We start from the raw sequence: 18016 nt of genomic DNA, 5'->3' as shown, positions 1-18016 counted from the left end.
GGTCGAAAAGAATCGAATTCTGCGAACCTCAGCGTCGCTGACGTTTGAGAATACCCACCACTCCGAGCAGCGCCGCGATCGCAGGCACGATGCCAAATCCGGGCATCTCCGAGGATGTCTCGTCATCCTCCTTGACGGTCACCGTGCTCACGTCGTAACGCTCGTCGGTGTCGTCGTTCTGCACGCTGATGTTGTACGTTCCGGCGTCAGTGATCGTTCGCGGGAGAGATACTGTCCGATTGGTGTTCGCCGAGACGTTGTACTGCTGCTCGTGGAAGAGCTCATCATCCTTGAAGAACGAGACGTTGATCGTTCGTTCCTCGTCGGCGGTGTTGTTCAGCGTTACGTTGATGAGGACGTCTTCGCCGGCGGTAATGGCTTCGTCTGAGAGCTCGGTATCGACGATTGTGACGTTCGCGCTCCCTCCGCTGCCCGGCTCGGACGGCTCCGTGGAATCAGACGATTCCTCGACGGTTACCGTTCCGGCGGGTTCGGTTTCGGAATCAGTCGAAACATCGAGGTCGTAGGACCCCGCTTCATCGATCGTCTGCGTTAGCGTCACAGTATTTGTTCCGCCGGCGGAGACCGAGACATCCGTCGCAGGGACCGAGACTTCCCCGTTCGCGGTTAACTCGACCGACGTCGTCCCGTCGGCCTCGCCCGCGTTCTCGAGGGTAACATCGACGGTCACCGAGTCGCCAGCAGTGATTTCGCTGGATTCGAGCGAAGTGCTCTGAATGCCGATGTCCGGTTCGGGAACCGTTTCAACTTCGTTCAGCGTCACCTCGACGGTCTCGTCGTTGGTAACGTTCACCGTTCTCACGTGGGTTTCGTCGACGAACCGGTCGGCGTTCGGCGGCCGTTCCACGCGAATCGTGTAGTTCCCCGCGGCCTCGATTCCGGGACGGTCGTTCACGGCGAGGTACCCTCCTTCGTCGGTCAGTCTCGTGAGGCCCGCGCTACTGGGACCGGACGTCCCGGCCTGCGTGGGGATGACGGTGACGAGTGCGTTCTCTACGGGCGTCCCGGATTCGTTCTCGACGCTGACGTTGAGCACGCCGTTCGAATCCGGAACGGTTCGTTCGTCGAGGGAGTAGTCGTCGTCTCCCACTTCGACGATCGCGAGTTGGTAGAAGTCGGTCAGGCCATCGCGCGGTGCCATTACTCCTTGCTCACCGTCGGCCTGCCCGGCGGTCACGCTGTAGTTCTGGTTCGCTCCGACCGGGACTGCGAACGATCCGGTTTCGTTCGCTTCTCCGGGAACGAATGCTGTCTCACCTTGACCGACCAGGACATCGTAGCCGCTCAAGTCCGATCCGCTTTCGTTCACGAGCTGGCCGGTCACGTTGACGCGGTTGTTGACGACGAGCGTGACGTCACGGTCCCCGTCTACCTCGAACTCGGTCACGTTCTGGGCGTACTCGTCGGTTCCAGCGACGGACACGCGGAGCGTACCGTTCACCTCGACTCCGGGCGTACTGCTCCCGGCGAGGACGACTTCGCCGTCGCCTCTGGTCGTCGCCGGGTGGTGCGCGCCGAAGGAGCCCGCGAGGACGTTGATGCCGACGTCGGCGTCGGACACCGGCTCACCGCTCTCGTTCTCGACCGTGACGTTCACGAGGTGTGCCTGCGGAAGCGTCCGCTCGCCAGCGTTGCGGTCCTCATCCTCGACCTCGATTGCACCGAAGGTATGGAGATCGGGCTGGCCGTCCTTCGGGAAGTCGACTGTCTCCTCGGCGAGGTCCGTCTGTTTGACCCCGAGCGAGTAGAACTGATTCGGCTCGGGGTTCAACTCGTAGAACCCTGTCTCGTTGGTGAGTCCGTGGTCACCGCTCTCTGACTCCTGACCGAACAGCTCCGCCGTGTAGCCGGTCGCGGGGGTTCCGTTCGCATACTCGACGCTACCGGAGACGGTCACGTTGCGGTCGAGCGTGATGTTGACGGTCTCGTCTTCCGTCACGTCGACGCGTTCGTAGTCGCTTCGGAGATCTGTTCCCTCGGGAGCCGATGCTTCGATATCGACTGATCCGTTGGCTTCCAGGTGAAGCGTGCCGTCAGTGACGGTCCCTTCACCGCCCCACTGGTACGCATCGTTTTCGGTGCTCCACAGCCGAACCGTCGCGTCCTCGACCTGATTGCCTTCCGGACCGACGACGTTCACGGTGAGGTTGTGAGCTTTTGGAAGCGTGACGGGTCCGAGCGCGGCCGCTTCTGCGCTCGTCACGTTCTCGATGGCGTAGACGTCAACGATGCCGTCCTGTGGATAGGGCGGACCGAACGGGCTGTCCGCGTCGCCCTGTACGAATCCCACGTAGTAGGCACCGTCGGCGGCGACACGCGCATCGAAGTAGCCGTTCGCATCAGTAGAGACGGTTTCGGTGCTGCCTTCCTTGACCGCGTTCACCTGTATCACTTCATCGGCGGCCGTTTCCCCGTCCGGTTGAAGAATTGTCCCGTTCACCGACGCCGCTTCTTGAAGCTGGATCGTCCTGGAGCTCGCCCCGTCAACCACGATATTCCGCTCACTTGCGTCGGCGAGACCGGAGTCTTCGGGCGCGTCGACGTACACATCGATGGAACCATTCACCTCGATACCTGGCTCGTCGGTGCCGTACGGCACGAACGAACCGGTCTCGTTGACACCACCACCTAGGCCAACTGCGAAGTCCTCCTCGTCGTTGTTATCGGAGACGAAGACAGTGACGTCATCCACGGGATTTTCTTCTGGTCCCACAACGGAGATGTCGAGCGGGTGGCCGACACCGAGTTGTTGTGTACCTATCGAGTCATCCTCAGTACCGGTTTCGACGACAGTGATCGATTGGATATCAGGAATGCCATCTTCTGGGAAGTTCACTTCTGTTCCCTCACCGTCCTGTCGGAAGCCGAGTTCGTAGGTCGAGTTCGACGCGAGCTCGAGCTCGAATTCGCCGCTCTCGCCGACCGGCGCATCAGCGGACATCGATCCATCCGACGACCGGGCGAACACTGTTCCGTTGGCCACGGAGTCGCCGCTAGCGTTGGCGATGCTCCCCGTGACGTTGACGACCTCCTTGGCTTCGAGGACGTACGTCTCGTCCGACGTTACTTCGATCGTCTCGCGGGCGACGTACTGCTGGGACTTGAGATCCAGTTCTACGGTGCCGACGACTTCGACGTTGGACGTGCCGCTGAAGTTGATCCATCCGGTCTCGTTGGTGCGCGGAAGGGTTGACAGCCCGGCACGGTTCTCACCGTTAATGTGCGTGACACCGAGCTGTTCACCCGAAATCGGATCACCCGATTCATCGACCACTCTGACTTGGAGGCGGTTCGCCTTCGGAAGCGTTAGATCGTTCTGTGTCGGATCGTCGACAACGGTGGGCTCGGCCGCGTAAACGTCCGGCACTCTGTCAGTCGGGAAAGCGGGTGCCCCGATCACTGTCGGCGCCCGCTGGACGAACTCCACGGAGTAGAGCGCCGGAAGCAGATCAGTCCGGTACGTTCCGTCTTCGGACGTGACGGCCTCACTCCAGAACGGCGCGCTCCATTCCTCAATCCCGCTATAGGTAACAGTCCCGTTCGAGACAGGCTGGCCGTCTGCAGTAACGGTACCACTGACCTCGTGGCCGGACAGTTCGACAGTGATCTCACGGTCACCGGTGATTTCGACATCGGTGGAATTGTTGAAGCCGTTGTAGTTCGCCCACACGGAGACGTTACCAACGAGTTCCAGTGACGTCGATCCGTTCACGACGAGATATCCGTTCTCGTTCGTCGCTCGACGTTCGCCCTCTCGGATTTCAGCACTACCGTTTCTATGGCTGACCATCACGTCGGCGGCTTCAATGGGACTGTCGTCATGGAGACCGGGCTTGACAACACGGATCGAAACGTTGGACGCCTCCGGGAGTGTAACTTCCCCGACGTCATCTGGCGGCGAGACCCGATCGATCGCGTAGAGGTCCGGCACGCCGTTCGGCTCGGTCGACCCGTTTGTGTCCCCGTACACGAGGTTGTACGTCGCGTCCGCGGACCCGCCGCTGATAGTGAAGTTTCCGTCCGCGTCGACGGTCGCGTCGATGCGTTCTACGTTATCACCATCGATCTCACGGTAAATGCTAACGGAATCGTTCTCTAGTGATGTACCGCTCTCTGCGGAGAGACTTCCAGTAACCTCTGGACGGGTCAGTTCGACGGTGATCTGTTGATCACTGTCGACGCTCACGGTCGTCGATGCGTTGAGTCCGTTGGACTCTGCGTATACGGTGACGTCATCGACGAGCTCGAAGGTGCTCGCGCCGTCAAGCGTGAGATAGCCCGATTCGTTCGTCGCGTTTCGCTGGCCCTCCTCAACGGTAGCGTCGCCGTTAGCGTGACCGATCGCGACACCCGCACCTTCGATCCCGTCACCGTTCTGACCGATAACGCGGACCGTGACGTTGTGTGCCTTTGGAATCGTTACCTCGTCGACGTCCGCAGGCGCGGTGACCCGTTGGATCGCGTACAGGTCGGGCACCCCGTTCGGCGTCGTCCCGACCTCGTCGTCGCCGAAGGCTAGCGTGTATTCCTCACCACTTAGAGCGGCACCGATCTCGAACTGGCCGTTTTGGCCCACAGTCGTGTCGATGCCTTCGATGCCATCCTCTTCTGTCTGCGTGAAGATTCCGACCGTGTCGCCCTCCAATGACGTCGACTCGGAAGCGGATGTCAGCGTTCCGTTGACCCTCGCTCCGGCTAGTTCGACAGTAATCATTCGATCGCTGGCAACTTCGACTTCGGTCGAATTCTCGACCCCATTAAACTCCGCCTCAACGGAGATATTTCCGACTAATTCGAGAGATGTCGAATCGCCGACGGACAGATAGCCAGTATCGTTTGTCGCGTTTCGCTCACCTTCTTTGATGAAGGCTTCACCGTTGGTGTGCTGGATGAGAACATCCGCATTCTCGATCGGATTTCCATATTCATCGGTAACCCGGATTGTAACATTATGCGCTTCGGGGAGAGTCTCAGTGACCGTTTCCGGTGGTGTGACGCGATCGATTGCGTAGAGATCAGGAACCCCGTTGTGTTCCCCACTGGTGTTCGTATCGCCGTAGACCAAATTATACGTCTGGCTGGCTGGCAGATCGTTGATCTCGAAACCTCCGTCGGCTTCGATTTCGGTGTCTGCGCCAACGACATCGTCATCGTCTGTGTCGGCTTCATAAAATGCGCCGACTGAATCGCCAGCGAGAGACGCACCGTTAGGCCCCGAGAGCGATCCATTGATCTCAGCGGTCACATATTGATTCTTGAATTCGGGATACGTCGTTGTCAGCTTCCAGACCCTGAAGAAGTCAAATCCGGTCATATTCTCCTTGGCGTCGTCTCCAGTCATCTGCGAGGTGGTGAGGCCCGTCCCACCTTCAGATGCCGACACGCCGCTTACGTCAGTGTCCCAATAGGAGTCAGTGACCGTTCCATCGGTACTGTGCCCGACGAGACCGCCGGTTTCCGTCGCCGCGCCGGTGATCGACCCGGCCGCGTACGACGTGATGACGCTGCCGCTTCGAAGGACACCCACGAATCCACCGGCCTCTTGTGTCTCTTCGATCGTTTCAACTGATGTGGTCGTGTATGAATTGACGACTTGGCCCTCGTATCCGTTCGTGTCAGTGGTGACGTTTCCAACGAAGCCACCGACACGTTCGGAAGCCGTAACGCTGCCCGTCGCCGATGACAATTTGATCGTGCTCGCCTCGACCAGTCCGGCGAATCCGCCGACGTTACTCGTTCCGTTGACGTCACTCTCTGCTGTCGAGCCAGTTACAGTTGCTGGGCGGCCTGTCATTGACCCGACGAACCCGCCGACCGCAGTTTGGCCGTTCACAGTACTCTCTGCTTCTGATCCCTCGACGAGACCGGAACCACTGACGTCGCCAGTGAGACCCCCAATGGACTCACTCCCTTGGACGTCCCCGCTTGCCGAGACGTTTTCCAGCGTCCCGCCGTTCACAGATCCGACAGCACCGCCGACAAAAGTGCTCCCGGTCACGTTCCCGCTCACAGAGGTTGATCGGACGAGACCGTCTACATTAACATTGCCCGCGAGAAGACCGCTTCCGTCTCCACCGTTAACGTTCGCATCGCGGAGATGAACGTTCTCGACGGTTCCACCGTTTTTCACGATCCCGAACAGCCCGACTCCGAGTTCGGAGGGACGGTCAATCGATAGGCCTGAAATTGTGTGTCCATCCCCATCGAAAGTCCCGTTGAATGCTGGTGAGAAATCCCCGATCGGATCGAACCCGGCACCACTGTTCCATTCACTCGTCCCCGATGCGTCGATGTCGGCGGTGAGAACGTAGTGCGCACTGAGGTTCCACGACTCGATGCATTGGAGTTGAGAGACGTTTGTAACTTGGTATGGATTCGATTCTGTCCCACTCCCGGCGTAGCTTACGTCCGAACAGACGGGAGCTGAGCCGCTGCTCTGGGCGCTGACGCTGCCCGGGAGCGACTCTTGGGCGCCGAGTCCCGGTACCATCGCAACGCTGGCTATTGGACTGACAACGAGGAGCACGCAGACCAACGACACAATCGCAACCCGGCCGTATCGTGAGATCGGTGCACGCATAGCTCACCACTTCCCCACTGTGATTCGCGGTCGTCCCCGACGACCGGTGTGTACCCCGTCTGTAATCAGTCCCGTTGCTGTTGAGCCCCCACTGTGTAGCATCGTACTGTATCAGATAAGGAATATGTAAAAATCTAACGGGAGGGGCCATTTAGGCGATGTATTTTTGACTTTGATAACAAAAACATATTTAAAATGGTAATTATAATGCGAAATGTTGTTCTACCGATCTATCGGGCTCTAAAATCTCACACACATATATCAAATCACAGTTGTTTCCAAGTTTAATTTCTGAGAATATGAGATGTGACACCTGGGGAAATCATCCTCCGCAACTGGCACCGTCCTTCGTCGCTCTCGTAGCGAGAGAAGCAACTTTCAGCTTCCCGTCATCCGCGAACTCCGCAATATTCTCAACTGAGTTGGTACAGCGCCCCAATCGAGTTACAGTCTCCGTGTTCGTGCTGATCCAGTGGGCCAAAAGGGAGATCAACTCACGAACAATCAGCGAGTTCGAGTATGTACCGGATGGATCCAATCGTTCGAGACAACGAGCAGACTACGGCCGTTGATTTCCCAGTAGCTTACGGCAGACGTTTTCCTGACGACTGAAGCGACTGATGACTAGTCGGGACACGGACGAAAACGAAGACAAACAGCAAAACGATGAAGCAGCCGATAGTAGCCGAAACGACCCAGTCCGGGTGTTATTGCTCTCGACGCCAGTAGACGAAGACGCCGATGAGCACTGCAATAACCAACACGAGTAGCCCGAGGAGGGCGAAGTTGATGCCATCCTGTTCGGGCTCATCATCGGGTTGGGTTGTTGTAGTCGTGGGTGACGTTTCTTCCGTGACCGTTAGCGTACCCGCGGTCGTGCCGCTTACACTGATATCGTAGGATCCAGCACTCTCGAACGTCTGGCTGAACGTCACCGTCTCTGAGCTTCCGGCGTCAACAGTCACTGACTCCTGGGAGACGACCTCCCCGTCAACAGTGAGGTTCGCTGTGAACGTTCCGGAACTGCTCCCGGTATTCTCAACGGTTGCTGTGACGTCGACGGAATCGCCCGTTGCGATCTCAGTCGATTCGAGGTTCGCATCGGTCACCGAGAACGCGGGCTGTTGGGCCTGTGCGGTACTCACAGCGAACACGGAGAGGCCGGGAGAGGTGGCTTGGAACTGCACCGATCCATCACTGCTACCCGACTGTGACGTCTCAAGGGCATCCCACGAGCCGTCGTGGTAGCGGTAGAGTACGACATCTTCCGGCGCAACCCCGCGTTCTTCGAGACGGTCGCGGTCGACCGTGAAGTCGAACGTCACGTCACCGACCTGTTCGTCGGTGAACTCGTGCTCGATGTTGAAGTAGCCGAGATCCTGGTCCGCGTTCACGGGCGGCGTGTCACCGGGTGAGCCGCTAACGGACATCGATGTGCTCTCGACGTCCTGACTGAAGCCCACGGTCAGCGAATCGAGTCGCGGACTCGCGTCGCCTTCACCGGTCACGCCGGGTTCGATCGTCACTGGCTGATCAGCACTCGCACCGGAAATCGACACCTCAGCGGTGCCGTCTTGGACGGTCACGTCGACTGAAGCAGGTTGGGTCGTTGCTCCACTGGAGCCACTCGAACTGCCCGGACTGGTCGTATCGGTTGAATCGTCCGGGTCGCCAGCTTCGGTCACATCGAGCGTTCCAGCGGATTCACCGCCGAATGCAACGTTGAACGATCCCGTCGAAGCTGGGGTGAACTCGATCGTGACCTCTCTTGTATCGCCTGCGCGGACGGAGACGGATTCGGTCTTTTCAGTCGTTTTGTCAAGGGTGAGGTCGAAGTCTGCCGTGCCGTCCGCGGCACCGGTGTTTTCGACTTCGACAGTGAGCGCCACCGGATTGTTCACCGTGACAGACGAAGTGTTCAGGCTTGCACTTCCACTGACGACGCCGAGGTTGGGCTGCGGATCATCCACGACGATTGCGAACTGCGAGAAGCTATCGGTAGTCGCCTCGTAGACGTAGTCCGTCTGCTCCTCGCTTTCGAGCGTCGTTCCACCGCTTACGGGTTCGTAACTCGTTCCGTCGTACCGGAGGAGCTCGACGTCCGACTTACTCGCATCTAAGTCAGCCAGTTTGGCCTTACTCACGCGGAATGTGAAGGTATTGTTCTCAAGCGAGCTCGACGAAATGTTCGACTTCGTCGCCGAGACGTACCGGATAGCACCGTACTCCTTTGAGTTGACTTCCGCACCGAACGCATCGGACGAACCGTCGATCCGGAGCTCGAAGTCATCGCTCGTCTGGACGTACGGCTGCGTGCCGGTCACTTCAGCGTCGGCGTCCGGGTACGGCCGGAACGTGCGCTCCGGCTGAAGTCCGGACTCCACGTTCTCGTAGGAGAGATCGACGCTGCCGTACTCGACGGTGACTATCGTCTCGGAGTTCGAGAGGAACACCGACTTCCCGGGCTGACGCGGGTCACCCGTGATGACGTTTAGCGAACCGTACTTCGGTCCGGGAACCTGCGGCGTCAACTCGACGGTGGCAGTCGTCGACTCGCCCGGTTCGAGGACGTCATCACCCGTGTCGGTCACGGTGAACTCGTTGCCGATCCCGCCAGAGGCGGCCACAGCGCGGAGGTTCACGTTGGCGGTTGCGCTGACGTCGTTCCTGATCGTCAGCGTCCGCGTGGACGTGTCACCGATAGACGTCGATCCGAATCGGATCGCGTCACTGCTCACGCGGAGTTCTGGCGTCTTGCCCGTTCCGCTGAGGTCGACTTGGAGCGTTCCCTCGTCGGGATCGTCGCTCTGAACGAGCAGCGTCGCGGTCTGGGCAGTGCCGTCTTTCGCTTCTTGCACATCGTCCGTCGGAGGTGCGAATTCAACAGTGACTTCGCGGCTGTTCTGCGGCGCAATTGTCAGCGGTGAGCCACCGGAGACGGACGGTTCAACAACCTCGAACTGGTCGGAATCGGTTCCGGCGAGCGTGAGGTCGGACACGTTCAGCGGCGCGTTGCCGGGGTTCGAGATGGTGAACGTCGCGGTCGTGGTCGTCCCGAGTCGCGTCCGGTCGAACGTGACGCTCTGTGTCCCGAGATCGATGTCCTGTTCGACGCCGGTCGCGCCGAGGCTGGCTGTCGTCGTGCCAGAGTCACTCGTCTGTATTTCGAGTTGTGCGGACGCGCTGCCCGTCACGCTCGGTGAGGCTTCCACTGAGAAGGTCTCGGATTCATCGACTCCGACCGTGCCGGTCGAGAGTCCGCTGACCGAGAAGGCGGACGCGTCGTCGCCCGTGACGGAAACGCTCGTGATTGTCAGCGAAGCGTCGCCATCGTTGGTGAAGGAGAACGTCTCCTCAGTCGCGCTGTCGATCTGGACGTCACCGAAGTCGTACGTGGACGGATCGAGTGACGCTTCGCCCTCGACGCCCGAGCCGTTGAGATCGACCGTGAGGTCACGGTCATTCGACGTCAGGTTGAACGTTCCCTCGAAGTCGTCGGTCTGTTCGTCCGGCGCGAAGGCGACCGCGTACGTCGTGCTTTCGTCCGGTGCGAGCGTTGTCGCTCCACCGCTCACGACGCTGAACGCGTCGGATCCGCTCGTTGTCGGTCGCTGGATTTCGAGCGTCGCGTTGCCGTCGTTAGTGACGGTGAGTGAACGCCGTTCGGAGCTACCAGTGCGAACATCGCCGAACGCTCCATCCAGGTCCTCTGTGACGCTGAGGTCGGGAGCAGTACCCGTCGCAGTAAGCGTCACGTTCGTATCAGCAGGTGCGTTCGATTTGACAGTCAGGTTCGCTGTCAGATCTCCCGTGCTTGTCGGCGTTGCGACGACTGTGACCGCCCGAGTAGCACCTGGGACAATGGCGGAGTCACTGTCATCGCCGCTCGTGACGTTGAACTGCTCTGAGTCGGGTCCGACGAGGGCGAGATCCGAGATCTCAAGCGCCTCGCCGCCGTCGTTCGTGATCTCGATCGTCTCGGAATCGCTCGTCGAGTCGATCGGGACCTGCCCGAAGCCGATCGCGCTCGGGTCGACCGAGGCACTCGGCGCGGAGCCGACACCGACGAGCGTTACCTCGATGGTGTCCTCGTCGGGATCGTCGGTCTCGATCGTCAGCGTTGCGGTCTGTTGGCCGGTCTCCGTCGGGTTGAACTCGACGTCGAACGTCTCCGAACCGCTTCCGGAGATGTCGGTTCCCGCAGACGGCGCGTCAGAAGCCGTGAACGCGGCGGCGTCCGAACCGGTGATCGACACGCTCTCGACAGTGAGGTTCGTTCCGGGCTCGTCGTTCGAGATCGTGACGGATTCGCTCGCATCTTCACCGCCGATGTCGACGTACCCGTACTGGAGCGTGTCCGCGTCAACCGAGACGTCCGGCGGCATCGCATCGCCGGAGAGCGAGACCGCGAACTGGCTGGATCCAGCGACGTCGCCGGATGCCGCGAACGTGACGGTCGCCGCGTGGCTTCCGTCCTCGGTTGGCGCGAATTTGATCGTGACGTCTGTCGACTCACCCGCGTCGAGCGAGTCGGGGAGCGTGCTGGAATCGACCGCGAACTGTCCTGCGCCGCTTCCGGTCTTCGAATCGACGCGGAGGCCGGTGAGTTCCTCAGTGCCGTCGTTGGTGAGAGTGACCGTCGCCGTCGACGACACGTCTTCACCGATCGATTCGTACTCGACAGTTCCGGTACTGCCGGTGAGACTACTGCGTTCGCCGTCGCCCCGGAGTTGGAGCTCGATCGTTTCGTTGCTCGGATCGTTCGTCTCGACCGTCAGAATTCCATTCTTCTCGCCCGGACTCGTCGGGCTGAACCGAACCGGAAGCTCGCGCGTTTCCTCCGGCTGAATCGTGATCGTTCCGGGTGAGTCGACGAGTTCAAACGGCGATCCGGACGGGATCGCGTCCGTGGTGTCGACTTCGAGGGCCGCGTCGCCCGTGTTCTCGATGACGGTCGCGTTGGTCGTCGAACCGCCGACCGCGACTCCGCTGAAGTTGAGGGACTCGCTGGTCGGGTCAGGCGTGACCTCGGCAGTCGGCGTGAGCGTCGTCGCTGCCACGTCGATCCGCGGGCTCTCGTCCGCGCTGTTAAACGTGATGTTCGCCGTGGGGGAGTCTGCCGTCGACGGTGTCACGTTGATCGTCAGGAACTCCGATGCCCCCGACGCCAGCGTGATCGAGGAGTCGTTGACGCTCCCGCTACTGTTGCGAATCGCGAAGTCGTTGGTGTCGTCGTTCGCGATCACGGGGGTGACCGCGAGGTCGTCAGTTCCGGTGTTCTCGATCAGGACGTCTGCGGTCGACGACGATCCCTGGGTCACGGAACCGAGCGAGATGTCGGTGGCTCCAGTGTCGTCGGGTGCTGGCGAGACCAGCAGTTCGCCGCCGAGTCCGGTGCCGCTGGCTCCCACGGTCACCGTTCCGCTGAACGGATCGTTCGAGGACAGACGGAGTTGGCTGCCGTACTCCTGCGGAGCGTCCGGGGAGAACGTGACATCGACCGTCTCGTTATCGCCCGGCGCGATCGTGGTTGTTCCGCTCAGCGACCGCGAGAAGCCGTCACCCATCGATTCGGAGGAGACGTAGAGGTCGGCGTTACCGGTGTTTTCGATCTCGACTGTCTCCGTCGCTGTTTCGCCGATGGCAGTTTCGTTTCCGAACGCCAGCGACGATTCGTTGACGCTGATTCCCGGGGCGACGCCGGTGCCGGATAGATCGACCGTCCGAACCGGGTTCCGCGGGGTGTCCGCACGGAACCGGAGCGTCGAGGAGACTTCACCGCGCGTCGCGGGCGTGTACGCGAGGATCATCTCAGCGGACTCACCGGCGGCGACCGATTCGGGGGCCTGACGGACCTCGAACTGACTCGAGTTAGATCCGATGATGCTGGCGCTCCCGAGCGAAATCGGGCGTCCGCCGTCGTTCGCGATCTCGACAGTGAGTGTCTCTTCGTCCCCGCCATTCGGCGCGGCATCAGCCTCGCCGAAGTCAGCCGTGTCCGGAACCGCAAGCGGATCGGTGACCGTCACCCCGACGGAGTCGCGCTCGTAGGCCACCCCATCGGTCGTCGTCTTCGTTGCGACGGCGGTGTACGTTCCGTTCACCCTGACTGACGTCGTCGCGCTCCCGAACTGATCGGTCGAGACGCGCTGATCCCCGATTGCGACAACGGCGTTCTCGACTGCGTCGCCGTTCTCGTCTTCGACGTTGAACACGACCGTTTCACCGGCCGAGACTGTTGGCGTCGAGGTGGTCAGACTCAGCGAGGCCTGCTGCAGCGCGATAGACACCGTTGTCGGATCCAGGTCGTTGATCTCGACGGTGCTCGACCCGTTCTCCTCAAATGAGACCGTGAAGTTCTCGGACTCGGTCTCGCTGTCGGCGACGGTGACAGATCGGGTCTCTGTCTGCTCGCCTCCAACCGAGAGATTCACCTCGACGGTATCTTCGATCCCACCGCGGTTCGTGACGTTCGCCTGCACCCGAATCGGTTCACCAGTTGCAACAGCCGTCCGATTCAGCGTGTAGTTCGCGACCGTCGCTGCCTTCTGGACGTTGGCCGTCGACCGACTGATCACGTCGGTCTCGTTGTGCGTAGCATCGAGCACCCTCTCACCGGTCTCGTTGAGTTGCGTCGAGAGCGTCACCGTCTTTCGAGTGCCCGGATCGACGGACTCGACGGAGTAATCCTCCGTCGTTCCGTCAACCTGGAGCGTGACGTTCCGATCGCCCGCAACGCCGCCGACGTTCAGGAGATCGACGTCGACGGAGACCTGATCACCCGCGTACACCGTTTCCCCAGTCGTAACGGTCGATCCGAGGATCGTCACCTCTGCGGGGTTGTACACGGTGAACGTCGCGTCCGCGGGGTTGTACGACGTCTTCGGCCCGTCCTTCGTCACCGACACCGAGAGCGTCCCGGCGCTGGTGAAGGTGTGGTTCGCTAGCCCGGATGCGTTCGTTTCGAGCGTCACGCCGCCAGCGGTGACTGTCGCGTCCTCAACGGGGGCGCCCGTGCTGTTGGTGACGTTTAACACGACGTCGTCCTCGGTCGTCGGGTTCTCAGTCTCGACGTCGACCGAGAGGTCAACGATCCGCTCGGTGGCTAGTACGCTCGTGGCCTGCAAGTCGTTGACCGAGAGTTCCGTCGTCCCGACGGTATCAAGCGTTGGCGTGAACTCGACGTAGGTCACGTTTCCAGCGCCGAGCTCGTCGACTGTCTTGTTCTCAAGCTCCTCGCCGGTCGCGTTGTTCAGCGCGACCGTGAGCCCGTCCGTATCGTCGGTCGTCCCGCGGTTTCGGACCGTCGCGTTGACGGTGACCGTGTTGTCGACAGTCACCGACGTCGACGAGACCGTGTAGTCAGTCACTGCGGTCTGTGGGTCGACCTCGACGTCTCCGGCCACCGTCTCCTCGCCGGACTCGTCAACGACCGAGAGCGTCCGCGTGCCGGGCGAGTCGAAGGTGGCGTTCAGGGTGATCGTCTTCTGCTCGCTACCGTTGACTCTGATCTCTTCGCTCGCTTTAACTCCCTCATCCGCGGTGAGGTTGACCGTCGTAGTCCCGTTCAGGTCCCCGTCGTTCGTGACGACCGCTTCGATGGTCACGTTGTCGCCCGTGTACGCCTGCGTCGTCTCGCGGTAGGCGTTCTCGACACTGATGTCTGCGGGCGCTTGAACCGTCACATCCACCGAGTCGCTGTTGAAGCTCGTCCCGTCCTCGTCCTCGGGCTTCGTGACGACCGCGGTGTACGTCCCTGCGTCGAGATCATCGATGCTTGCCGTGCCATCGGTAACCTCGTACTCGGTTCCGTCGATCGTGATCGTCGCCGTGTCGAGGGATTCATCGTCCGTACGATTTACCTCGAATTCGAGCGCCTCTCCGGTCGTGACCGTCGGTTCGTCGACAGTCAGTTCAAGATCCGTGACGTTCTGTGCGACGGTGACGGTTCCGACGTCGAACTCGTTGGTCGGGCCGCTGACGTTTACGTCGTAGTCGCCGTTGGTGCCGAAGCTGAACGTCTCCGAGACGGTGACGGTTTCACCGGAAGCAATCGACCCCGTTCCGTTAGTTGCCGACTGCTCACCGGCTCCGAAGCTGACAGTGATTCCGTCATCCGTGGTGCTACCGCGATTCTCCACCGTCGCACTCACGCGCACGACGTCCGCGGTTGTCATCGCTGAAGCGTTCAGCGAAGCCTCGGTCACCACCGACTGGGGATCGACAGTGAGGTTGCCAGCAGAGACACTTCCGACGGTGATCTGCTCGTCTTCGGTCGGGGCGTCGAACTGCGTCGTTAGCGTGACGGTACGAGACTCGCCCGCGCTGAGGCTAACGGTCCTCCTTGTGATCTCATCGCCCGATTCGTTCGTGGCGACCAGTTCGAGGTCGCCAGCGACTCCGCCGTCGTTTTCGACGGCGACGCCGATCTCGACGTCGTCACCCACGTAAGCCTGCTGGGAGGGGAGGAAGGCGTCCGTGATCGAAACGTTCGCGGGCGCTCTGATCCTGATGCCGGTCGAAGCCGGATCGTAGGTCTCCGTGGACGTGTCCGCCTTCGTGGCGCGGACGGTGTATCGGCCTGCTTCATCGAAGGTGTAGTTCACAACGCCGTCCTGACCTGTTTCGAGTCGGTTGCCATCGACGGTGACATTCGCGTCCACCGGCGAACCGCTCGAATCGTTCACGTAAACGGCGACCGGTCCACCCGTTGTTGTTGTCGCCGTCACGTTTGTGGCGATTTCGAGCCCGACGCTCTGCCGCTCGACGGTCACCGTTCTCGCGTCGAGGTCGTCGACGGAGACGGTCTTGGGTCCGATCGCCGCACCGTCTGAGCTCCAGATGAACTCGACGTCTTTGGAGCTACTCGCGTTCACGTCCACTTCTTTTGAGTCCTGATCGCTGTCGACGGAGAACGGGATAGCCCGGGTGCGGTCGGTGCTCCCTCGGTTCACGACGGTCGCGGTCACGACGAGATCATCGCCGATCGTCACGGTCGGCGGAACGGAGAGGCTGTCGACGACGATCGCGCGGTCGACAGTGACCGGGAAGGTGTCTCCGTTAACGACTATGTCGTGTTCGCCCGCGCTTGTCGCTTCGGCGCTGAAGTTGAGGGTCTGGCTCTCGCTGCCATTCAGCGAGACAGTGCGATTGTCCGGCGTCCCCTGGAAGCTGAAGTTCACCGGGACAGTGTCGTTGAGGTCGCCCTGATTCTCGACCGTCACGAGAGCGGTGAGCGTGTCACCCGTGTAGAGGTTGGTCGGGAGCGGCTGGACGTCGGTCACCGTGATATTCGCTGGCGCGTTGACCCGAACCGTCGTAGAATCATCGACGTAGGTCTCTCTCGACGTCTCCGGTTTGGTCGCGGTCGCGGTGAAGTCACCGGCCTGCTCGAAGGTGACGTTCGCGCTCCCGTCCGCGCCGGTCCACTGTTGCGTTCCGTCGACAGTCAGCGACGCGTTCACCGGAGTTCCGTCGCTTTCGCGTGTCACGTCGAATCTGACCGTCTCTCCCTCAGTGACTTCTGAGGTGTTTGCAGAGACACTCAACTCGACCGTCTGGCGGTTCACCCGTATCAGTGTCGGCGTGCTACGCACCGCGCTATCGAACTCAGAGTCGCCAACGGAAACGTTCAGGTCACCGGCCCTGTCGAACGCGGCGGTCAGTTGGAGATCGGTCGATTCGCTGGCTCCAATCGTGCCCGTGAGATCGCCGCTGACGTTTCCGGCGTCGAGCGCCTCGCCGTTCGCGTAGACGGCGGCGTTGTACTCTCGGTCGACGTTCCCGTTGTTCGTGAGGGTGACGTTGATCGAGACGTCTTCGTCGACGACGGTCTCTATCGGCGTAATCGACACGTCACTGTACACCAGCGCGTTCGGATTGCGGACGGTCAGGTCGAGTGAGGTGTCCAGATACGTTCCATCGCCTTCGGGACCGTCTGCTGTCGCCGTCGCCGTCACCTGCCCGTCATTTACGTATTCGACGGGAAGCGTGACGGTTCCGTTACTGTCGGTGGTTCCGCTCTCTTCACCGACCGTGACAGTCGCGCCGTCGACGAGGTTGCCCTCGTCGTCCCGCACGGTGAAGGTGACGTTTGCTCCCGGCGCGATATCGTCCGTCTCGTTGGCAGTTAGCTCGAGCGGGATGCCGTTCCCGAGCGTGAGGTCGCCTGAGTTCGCGACCATCTCGGTGCTGTTGTTTGCGGATGCGACGTGAATCCAGCGGTAGTCGGTGGTCGTCGGCCAGTCGGCCGGAACGCCGACCGTGATCTCGGCCTGTTGGCCGGTCTTCTCTACGGTGACCGACGCGTTCAGAACGGCGTCACCAGTGGACGAGCTGTTTAGTTGGTCGCCCGCCAGCGTCTCAATGAAGGCCGCTGGGTCGAGGGGTCGTGTGATTTCGCGGTCGGACGGCGAGAAACCGAACGCTGTCGGTTCGTTTGTTATCCGGAACTCACCGTTTACCGACTGGATGCTCGTTGAGTGAGAGATGTTAGTAGAGCCAGAATCAAGTCCGGAAATAGTGATTGTTTGGGTCTCGGAGCTGAGAGTCTGCTCATCATACAGAACTATTGCATGACTCGCATTCTCATCTCCAGGTAGATTACCCGCATTCACATTGAATGTCACATCACTTCCGGTTGATCCGTCTGCTGGTGGTGTAACATCTGATAGATCTTTTTGTACCATCACTGTGTCCATCCCGAGCAATGTGACGTTCCCGTCTTGGCTCAGATCTCCGTCAGTCGCAGTGAATCCGCTTGCACCAGCTTCTGGATCAGCAAGAAAGACCACATATTGGCCCGATTGTTCAGGGGTAAATGAGAGTCCATCAACGGTAACGAAGGAAGAGGTGGTCTGCGATGTGACGCTATAATTAGCAGAGGAATTATCTTGCAAAAAGGAGGAGAGGCCGCTCATTGAACGTGGGATTTCGGAACCCGATTCAACACGAGCAGTGACTAGTTGTACCTCCTCGAGATCTGTGTTATCAGGGTAAGTGGAAGGGTTAAAATCAAGTTGAACCTCCTCGCCTGCGGAGTAGAACTTGATCTCTGGTTTGTTTAGTGGTGCATTGAACCCAAGAGAATCAACAGTTGTGACAATATTACCCGAAGAATGAACTGGTTCTGAGCTAGTTCGAAGCGCGTTCACTCCGGGACCCCAAATGGAAGTATTGTCTGAGGCTCCAAACACATTGTCTTCATTCTCCCAGTCGATCTCTTGTTGAATTGCACCATCAGCGTCAAGGTCCGATTGCTCTGCGGACCCCGAATCAACTGCGGCTGATGCTGGCGATGCGATCGTCGCTGCGTTCCCAATCGGGGAAAGCAGGACTAGGACTACCAGGAAAATTCCTGTAAAAGTCCCCCCACTAATGGTTATGCCGCTCATAATTCGTATAATCATTGACTTG

2 protein-coding genes are annotated in these 18016 nt (G+C 60.2%); both read right to left on the bottom strand.

The features are described 5' to 3' along the window. Nucleotides 1–28 precede the first annotated feature (28 nt). On the bottom strand, nt 29–6031 hold the full coding sequence (locus tag FJT57_RS12815) for a CARDB domain-containing protein (protein ID WP_144905867.1): 6003 nt from the start codon (nt 6029–6031) through the stop codon (nt 29–31). A gap of 1277 nt (nt 6032–7308) precedes the next feature. Beyond that, on the bottom strand, nt 7309–16785 hold the full coding sequence (locus FJT57_RS12810) for a choice-of-anchor D domain-containing protein (RefSeq protein WP_162524351.1): 9477 nt from the start codon (nt 16783–16785) through the stop codon (nt 7309–7311). Between the last annotated feature and the right edge of the window lie 1231 nt (nt 16786–18016).

Origin of the sequence: Halobellus captivus, from assembly GCF_007655485.1 — an archaeon.
Classification (GTDB): domain Archaea; phylum Halobacteriota; class Halobacteria; order Halobacteriales; family Haloferacaceae; genus Haloquadratum; species Haloquadratum captivum.
Note: the sequence above shows the minus strand (reverse complement) of the source record. Positions and strands in the feature narration are given on the sequence as shown.